This is a genomic window from Sharpea azabuensis DSM 18934 (genome assembly GCF_000702165.1).
GTDB lineage: Bacteria > Bacillota_I > Bacilli_A > Erysipelotrichales > Coprobacillaceae > Sharpea > Sharpea azabuensis.
In genome coordinates, this window is sequence record NZ_JNKU01000066.1 from 1 (window position 1) to 8,569 (window position 8,569).

An 8,569-nucleotide genomic window follows, 5' to 3' on the forward strand; every position below is an offset into this window, starting at 1 on the left:
CTGACTTTAGGTTCTATAGTGTTAATGTAGAAGTCATTTTGAAATCAATAAAGGTGGAGTTAGAATAAATGAAGAAAACATTATATTTAATGCGTCATGGTCAGACGCTTTTCAATGTTGAACATAAGATACAAGGGTGGTGTGATTCCCCACTGACAGAACAAGGTATTAAGCAGGCTGAAATTGCTGCACGCTATTTTGATGATAACAAGATTACCTTTGATCACTGCTATGCAAGTACAAGTGAACGTGCATGTGATACGCTTGAAATTGTCACTCACCACAAATATCCCTATACAAGAGTCAAAGGCTTAAAAGAATGGAACTTTGGCCGTTTTGAAGCAATGGATGAATTCCTAAATCCTCCAGTTCCTCATGGTTATGGTGACTTCTTTGTGCAGTATGGTGGTGAAAGCCAGCAACAGGTACAAGATCGAATGATAAAGACTTTAACGGAGATCATGGAAAAAGAAGATCATCATGATGTTTTAGCACTCTCCCATGGTGGAGCTTGTTTTTTCTTTGTGAGAGCTTTTGATGATTATAATGCGGTAATAGATTATTCAAGGGTTGGTAATTGCACAATCTTTAAGCTTGTCTATGAAGATGGCATATTCTCATGTGTTGATATCATTCAATCTGACTTTAGTGAAATAGAAAAGATTTAAAATAAATGAAAGGAGATTTATTATGCAGAATTTTGATTATTGTACACCTACAAGATTAATTTTTGGCGAAGGAGTTGTTGAGAAGCTTCCTAAAGTGATGAAGCAGTATGGCCAAAAGGTTCTTTTGACATATGGTGGTGGCAGTATTAAGAAGCTAGGTCTTTATGACAAGGTCAAAGAGCTTTTAAGTGATTTTGAGATTGTTGAATTAGCAGGTATACAGCCTAATCCAAAATATGATCCAAGTGTCCTAGAAGGCGTAAAGCTATGTAAGGAAAATGATGTTGATGTCATTCTATCAGTTGGTGGTGGTAGCGTCCTGGACTGTTCAAAAGCAATTGCAGCTGGGGCCAAGTATGATGGTGATCCATGGGATCTTATTTCTTACAAAGCTAAAGCACAGGCAGCACTTCCTATTGTGGATATTATTACCCTTGCCGCAACTGGTAGTGAATATGACTGTGGTGGCGTCATTTCTAGAACTGAAACAAATGACAAGATTGGCTATGTTGATCCATTGCTTTATCCAGCTGTTTCCTTCTTGGATCCAACATATACATTTACAGTATCTAAGAAACAGACAGCTGCAGGCTGTGCAGATGCGATGAACCATATTATGGAGCAATACTTCTGTGAAGATTCAACATTACTCAATGATGCATTTATGGAAGGAGCTCTTAAGAGTTTAATGATTAATGCTCAGAAATGTCTAGACAATCCAGAAGATTACAAGGCAAGAGCTGAAATGATGCTTGATTGTACATATGGCTGTAATGGAATCTATTCTCTAGGTAATAGTGAATCAGGATGGCCATGCCATGGTATGGAACATGCCCTTTCTGCCTACTATGATATTACTCATGGTGAAGGACTTGCGATTATTACGCCAAGATGGATGAAACATATCTTAAATGAAAAGACTGTTAATCGTTTTGTGAAATATGGAGTGAATGTATTTGGTATTGATGCTTCTCTAGATGCATTTGATATTGCGAATAAAGCTATTGATGCAACATATAAATTCTTTGAATCAATCAATATTCCAATGCATTTGAAGGATGTAGGAATTGATGAAAGCCGTATTGATGAAATGGCTCATCATGTAGCTGTCAATGAAGGCTTAGAAGAAGCTTGGGCACCACTTACAGAAAAAGATATCGTTGCTATTTTTAGAGCATCATTATAGAAAGGGTTGATATTAATGAAAGAAAAGATTGTACAGACTGCTGGTAGACAAAGCTTAGGAGAATTTGCTTCTGAGTTTGCTCATTTTAATGATGATGTGTTGTTTGGTGAAAACTGGAATAATGATGATATTGATCTTAAAACAAGATGTATCATTACAGTGGTTGCCTTAATGTCATCAGGTATCACTGATTCTTCTTTGACATATCATCTACAAAATGCGAAAGCACACGGCGTGACTAAGAAAGAAATTGCGGCAGTGATTACACATGTGGCATTCTATGCCGGATGGCCTAAAGCCTGGGCTGCTTTCAATCAGGCTAAGGAGGTCTGGAAGGAAGATATAGATGAAAATATGAGCACGAAAGAACAATATCAGGCTTCTATTATGTTCCCTATTGGTGATCCTAATCCATATGCCAAGTACTTTTCAGGCAATAGCTATTTAGCACCTGTTTCTTCCTCACAAGTCAGCATTCACAATGTTACATTTGAACCAGGTTGTAAAAACAACTGGCATGTCCATCATGCCAAGAATGGTGGTGGACAGATATTGATTTGTGTCGGTGGAAAAGGCTATTATCAGGAATGGGGCAAGGATCCTGTGCTTATGCAGCCAGGTGATTGTGTTAATATTCCTACTGGTGTAAAACATTGGCATGGAGCAGCTGATGATAGCTGGTTTTCTCATTTGGCTATTGAAGTACCTGGTGAGGACACATCTACTGAGTGGCTCGAAGCTGTAAAATAGAAATTATATTGGAAACATCCCATTATACGGCATGTTTCCTTTTTTGTACAATAATGTAAGTAAGTACACACGGCAATAAATTTCATAGGGAAAAGTGTTTATGTAATAATATTTCATGTTTTTTTATAAAATGAAAGATTTTTACGTTGAAAAAGAATACGCTTTCATATATTATATTGATTAGAAACATATGGTATTTATGTTTTATCATTTTGTTTATAGGAGGCAATATGATTAACGAGAATTGGGAGAGCGAGTTTAAAACTCGTTTATTAGAGCATTATGATGAGATGAAGTGGCTTTATACTGAACTGTATAATGATCCACACGCATTCGATTATTTTTGTGAAATGCTGCATCAGTATTACGCAGAAAGAAGTGATTTGTTGAAAGAATGGGACGAAGCAAGAATTGCTGTTCCAAACTGGTACCAGGGTAATGAAATGCTTGGTATGTTGATGTATGTTAAGCAGTTTGCTGGTAATCTAAAAGGGGTCAAAGAACATCTAGATTACATTCAGGAATGTGGTGTCAACTACTTGCATTTAATGCCATTACTTGAATCACCAGCTGGCAGAAGTGACGGTGGATATGCCGTTAGTAACTTTAGAAAAGTTCAACCAGAACTTGGTACAATGGAAGATTTATCTGACTTAGCTACTGAATGTCATAAGAAGGGTATGTCTGTATGTCTGGACTTCGTTATGAACCATACATCAGAAGACCATGAATGGGCTAAGCGTGCTCGTGCTGGTGAAAAAGAATACCAGGATCGTTATTTCTTCTTCGATAACTGGAATATTCCAAACGAATTTGAAAAGACTGTTCCACAAGTATTCCCAACAACAGCTCCAGGTAACTTTAGCTGGTGTGAAGAAGCACATAAAGTCGTTATGACAACATTCTATCCATATCAGTGGGACTTAAATTACAATAATCCAACAGTATTTAACGATATGACAGCGAACATGTTGAACTTATGTAACCATGGTGTTGATATTGTTCGTCTTGATGCTGTTCCATATATCTGGAAGAAGCTTGGTACACCATGCCGTAACTTACCTGAAGTTCATACACTTGTAAGATTAATGCGTATGGCTGCAGAAGTTGTATGTCCAGGTACATTATTACTTGGTGAAGTTGTTATGGAACCAAGCAAGGTTGTACCATACTTCGGTTCAGTCGAAAAACCAGAATGTCATATGCTTTACAACGTTACAACAATGGCATCAACATGGCATACAGTTGCTACAAGAGATGTACGTCTTTTAAAACATCAATTAGGAACAGTCTTTGCCTTACCAAAACAGTATACATTCTTAAATTACTTAAGATGTCATGATGATATTGGCTGGGGTCTTGATTATGACTTCTTAGGTCAGTTTGGTACAAATGAAGTACAGCATAAGAAGTTCTTAAATGACTACTTCACAGGCAAACTTTGGGAAAGCAATGGACGTGGTGAACTCTATAACGATGACCCAACACTTGGTGATGCAAGACTTTGTGGCACAACAGCTTCATTATGTGGTATTGAAGCAGCTGTTTATGAAAAGAATGACTGGAAGCTTAACATGTCTCTTGAACTAGATGAAATGTTGCATGCATTCTTATTCACACAATCAGGTATTCCTGTACTTTATAGTGGTGATGAAATTGGTCAGTTAAATGACTATAGCTATCATGATGATCCATTAAAGTGGGATGACTCAAGATATTTACATCGTGGAGATTTAAATTGGGATCATGTCGCTATGCGTAATGATATGAATACACGTCAGGGACGTCTATTCCATGCTTTGCGTAAGTTAGAAAAGATTCGTGCAGCACATCCAGTATTTGAAAGTGATGCTGATGCATGGGTAGTAGAAACATATAATGATCATGTATTAGGTATTGGTCGTTATTATGATAATGAAAAGCTCATTGCCTTATTCAACTTCTCAGAAGATGAACAGGTTGCATGGATCAATGAAGATGAAGATTATATTGATTTAATGACTGGTTTACAGAGAGATGCGAAAGGTGTGAACTTAGCTGGACATAGCTTTGCATGGTTATTGCACTCTTATCGTGAAAAAGAGTACAACACTGAAGCACCAACTCCTATTGAAAAAAAAACTAAATCAGTAGATAAGTCAAGTACAAAAGCTATGCCTGAAGAAAAGAAGACTGAAGTGAAAGCTGAAGCAAAGCCTGCTGAAAAGAAGGCAGAAGTGAAAGCTGAAGCAAAGCCTGCTGAAAAGAAGGCAGAAGTAAAAGCTGAAACAAAGCCTGCTGAAAAGAAGGCAGAAGTGAAAGCTGAAACAAAGCCTGCTGAAAAGAAGACTGAAGTCAAAGCTGAAGCAAAGCCTGTTGAAGAGAAGACTGAAGTGAAAGCTGAAGCAAAGCCTGCTGAAAAGATGGCTGAAGTCAAAGCTGAAACAAAGCCTGTTGAAAAGAAGGCTGCTGTTAAACCTGCTGCGAAAAAAGCACAGCCTGCTAAAAAAACGACAAGAAAACCAGCTGCAAAGAAAACACGTAAGACAACAAAGAAAGCTACTACAAAGAAGGCGACTACAAAATGAAATTAATCTTTGTAGATATTGATGGAACATTAACTGAAGCTGGCAGTAATGTACCTCCTCAGAGTGCCTTGGATGCTATTAAGGCAACACAGGCAAAGGGTAATAAAGTTTTCTTATGTACAGGTCGTAATCTTGCAATGCTTTCACCATTACTTAAATATGGTTTTGATGGTGTTGTTGCAAGTGGTGGGGGATATGTGACTATTGGTGATGAAGTCATCTATGATCACCCAATGACAAAAGAACAGACAGAATTAGCACTTGATGTCTTGAAACGAAATGGCGTTTTTAGAACTATTGAAGCAAAGGATGCTACATATGGTGATGAAAGCCTGGGAGATTTCTTGAAAGGTACAAGTGAAGGTAATAGTGAGATTGAAAGATGGCGTAAAGCTTTATCGGAAGATCTTGGTATTATGCCAATGCATGAATATGATGGCAGACCTATTTATAAAGTCGTTATTATGTGTCAGGAAGAATCACAATTAACTGAAGCAAGAGCATTATTAGAGAAAGACTTTAATTTTGCGATTCAGGATGTGGCTGCACACAATTGTTTAAATGGTGATTTAGTCAATCGTGCTTTTGACAAAGGCAAGGGCATTGAACGTGTAGCTGAAAAGCTTGGTGTTGATATGAAAGATACCTATGGCTTTGGTGATTCAATGAATGACTTAGAAATGATTCAGACTGTTGGCGTATCCGTAACTATGGCCAATGGTTCAGACAAGCTTAAAGCTATCAGCACTTATGTCGCTGATGATGTAAAGAATGATGGCTTAGCAAAAGCATTCAAACATTTAGGTTTGATTTAGGTTAGAACTATTCTGGAAGAGTAGTTGTAATAAAAAAGTGTTACGAAAGGGGAAAATTTATTTATGGCACTTGATTATGCAAAATGTGCTGCTGAGATCTGGGCAACTCTTGGTGGCAAAGACAATGTTGCAACAGCAGCTCACTGTGCAACAAGACTAAGACTTGCAATAGTTGATATTGACAAGGTTGACTTAAAAGCACTCGAAAACGTAGAAGGCGTACAGGGTGTATTTAGTTCTAATGGACAGTTACAGGCTATCATCGGGACTGGTACTGTTAATCATGTATACGATGAATTCTTAAAGGTTTCAGGCTTAACTGCTGCAACAAAAGATGATGTTAAAGCAGCAGCTGCTGCATCACAGCCATTACCAAAACGTATGGTAAAGACTTTAGGTGATGTATTCGTACCTATCTTACCAGCAATCGTTGCATCTGGTTTAATGATGGGTATCGTCGAAGCTTTAGGTAAAGCTATTCCTGGCTTCGCAGCTACTCCTTGGTATCAGTTCCTTGATATGGCAGCTAATACTGCATTCGCTTACTTACCAGTTATCGTTGCAGTTTCTGCAGCTAGAGTATTTGGTGGTAATATCTTCTTAGGCGCTGTTATGGGTCTGATGATGATCCACTCTAACCTTACAAATGGTTGGAATGCCGCAAATGGTTACAAAGTATGGTACATGTTAGGTAAAGGTATTCATTTTGGTAACTACTATTTAGGTCAGATTAACGTTCTTGGTTATCAAGGTCACGTTATCCCAGTTATTATCGCTATCTGGGTAATGTGTAAGTTAGAAAAATGGCTACATGACCATGTTCCTGCAGTACTTGACTTATTCATTACTCCACTTACTACAGTTATCTTAACAGCATTACTTACATTCATGGCTATTGGTCCAATCTTCTCAACACTTGAAACTTATGTATTAACTGGCGCAAAATGGTTAATTACAGTTGGCTATGGTGTTGGTGCAGCAGCTATGGGTGCTATCTATCCAGTAACTGTTGTCATGGGCTTACACCACATGTACAACGTTATCGAAGCAGGCTTACTTGCTTCTAAAGATTTCGGCAACTTAAATATCTGGATGCCAATCGCATCTGCAGCTAACTTTGCACAGTTTGGTGCCTGCTTAGCCGTTGGTATTAAGACAAAGAGTTCTAAACGTAGAGCTATTGCCGTTCCTTCTTCACTTTCAGCAGCATTAGGTATTACTGAACCTGCTATCTTCGGTGTTAACTTACGATTAATGAAACCATTCGTATTCGGTATGATTGGTGGTGCAGCCGGTGCATTAGTTGGTGAATGGATGGGCTTAGGTGCTACTGCTTATGGTGTTACTGGTATTCCTGGTTTCTTAACAATCAATAAACCAGTTCAGTATTGTATCTTACTTGCCGTTGCTGGTGGTATCGCATTTGCACTTACATTCACATTATGGCATGAAGATCCAGATGATTGGGATAAACCAGCAGCAGAAGAACTTCCAGCTCCTACTACAGTCGCTATTAAGACTGAAAAAGGTGACGTTGTTCAGCCTGTCAATGGTACAATCGTTCCTGCTTCAAAGATTCCTGATCCAATGTTCGCAGCTGAAACTATGGGCCCATCAGTAGGTATTGAACCAACAGATGGTAATGTCTATGCTCCATTTGATGGTACAGTACAGATGGTCTTCCCTACTAACCATGCAGTTGGATTATTATCAGATGATGGTGTTGAAGTTCTTATCCATGTTGGTGTTGATACAGTTAATATGGAAGGTGAAGGCTTTGCCGGTTTCGTTACACAGGGCGATAAGGTTACTAAAGGCCAGAAGCTTCTTACATTCGATCGTTCTGCAATCAAAGATGCAGGCTATTCTGATACAGTTGTTCTTATTGTCACAAACAAAGATGCAGTAGGAAAAATTGATAAAGCGGCATAAAAACTAAACAGGGTATCTTAGATACCCTGTTTTAAGAAAAGAGGACAAGAAATGAAAGAATTTACTTATACGATTCAAGATCCACAGGGCATGCATGCAAGACCTGCTGGCAAGATTGCAGCGATTGCTCAAAGTTACCCAGGTAGAGTTACACTCTGGAAAGGAGAAGAAGGTGTTGATGTGAAAAAGCTTCTTCCCTTGATTGGTACAAATCTTAAGCAGGGTGACACTGTTATCATTCGTGTTGAAGGTGAAAATGAAGAACAGGCTGCTTCTTCTATGGAAGCTGCTTTCAAAGAAAATATCTAATCTGAGAGCATCCTTAAGGGATGCTCTCAGACTGTTGACAATCAAATGATTGTGGACAGTCTTTTTTTGTATGGAGAATAGAAATATCAAGATGATACTTCATATATGGTATAATATATGCATGAAGGAGCTGATGTGGCATGGCTAAGAATAAGACTGAACAGAAGCAACAGTACATGATCTGTGCATTGCTTGATGACCTGGTCCCAGAGGACCACCTGGTAAGAAAACTTGATAGATATGTAGACTGGAGTTTTATCTATGATATCTGTGATCCGCTATATTCAAATAGAGGAACCAATAGAGTCGATCCTGTAGTCCTGTTCAAGATGATGTTCATCA

8 protein-coding genes are annotated in these 8,569 nt (G+C 38.3%); all 8 read left to right on the top strand.

Annotation, left to right across the window (positions count from 1 at the left end; genetic code table 11):
• Positions 1-68 precede the first annotated feature (68 nt).
• Entirely contained in the window at positions 69-668 is a 600-nt protein-coding gene (locus T529_RS0111070; protein WP_033163671.1) for a histidine phosphatase family protein, read from the top strand.
• A 22-nt stretch (positions 669-690) separates the two neighbouring features.
• Positions 691-1,854, top strand: coding sequence for an iron-containing alcohol dehydrogenase (locus tag T529_RS0111075; RefSeq protein WP_033163672.1), 1,164 nt, complete (start codon positions 691-693; stop codon positions 1,852-1,854).
• A gap of 15 nt (positions 1,855-1,869) precedes the next feature.
• Complete coding sequence (locus tag T529_RS0111080) at positions 1,870-2,604, top strand: carboxymuconolactone decarboxylase family protein (protein WP_033163673.1); 735 nt, start codon at positions 1,870-1,872, stop codon at positions 2,602-2,604.
• 230 nt (positions 2,605-2,834) lie between these two features.
• Positions 2,835-5,171, top strand: coding sequence for an alpha-amylase family glycosyl hydrolase (locus tag T529_RS0111085; RefSeq protein ID WP_033163674.1), 2,337 nt, complete (start codon positions 2,835-2,837; stop codon positions 5,169-5,171).
• Positions 5,168-5,986, top strand: a complete 819-nt coding sequence (locus T529_RS0111090) for a Cof-type HAD-IIB family hydrolase (protein WP_033163675.1) — start codon at positions 5,168-5,170, stop codon at positions 5,984-5,986. Before T529_RS0111085 ends, T529_RS0111090 begins: the two co-directional genes overlap by 4 nt.
• A gap of 63 nt (positions 5,987-6,049) precedes the next feature.
• Positions 6,050-7,918 (top strand): PTS sucrose transporter subunit IIABC, encoded by a 1,869-nt coding sequence (locus T529_RS0111095; protein ID WP_033163676.1) that lies wholly within the window; start codon positions 6,050-6,052, stop codon positions 7,916-7,918.
• Between the two features lie 51 nt (positions 7,919-7,969).
• Positions 7,970-8,227 (top strand): HPr family phosphocarrier protein, encoded by a 258-nt coding sequence (locus T529_RS0111100; protein WP_033163677.1) that lies wholly within the window; start codon positions 7,970-7,972, stop codon positions 8,225-8,227.
• Between the two features lie 140 nt (positions 8,228-8,367).
• A partial coding sequence (locus T529_RS0111105; protein WP_033163564.1) for a transposase occupies positions 8,368-8,569 on the top strand: 202 nt, incomplete at its 3' end.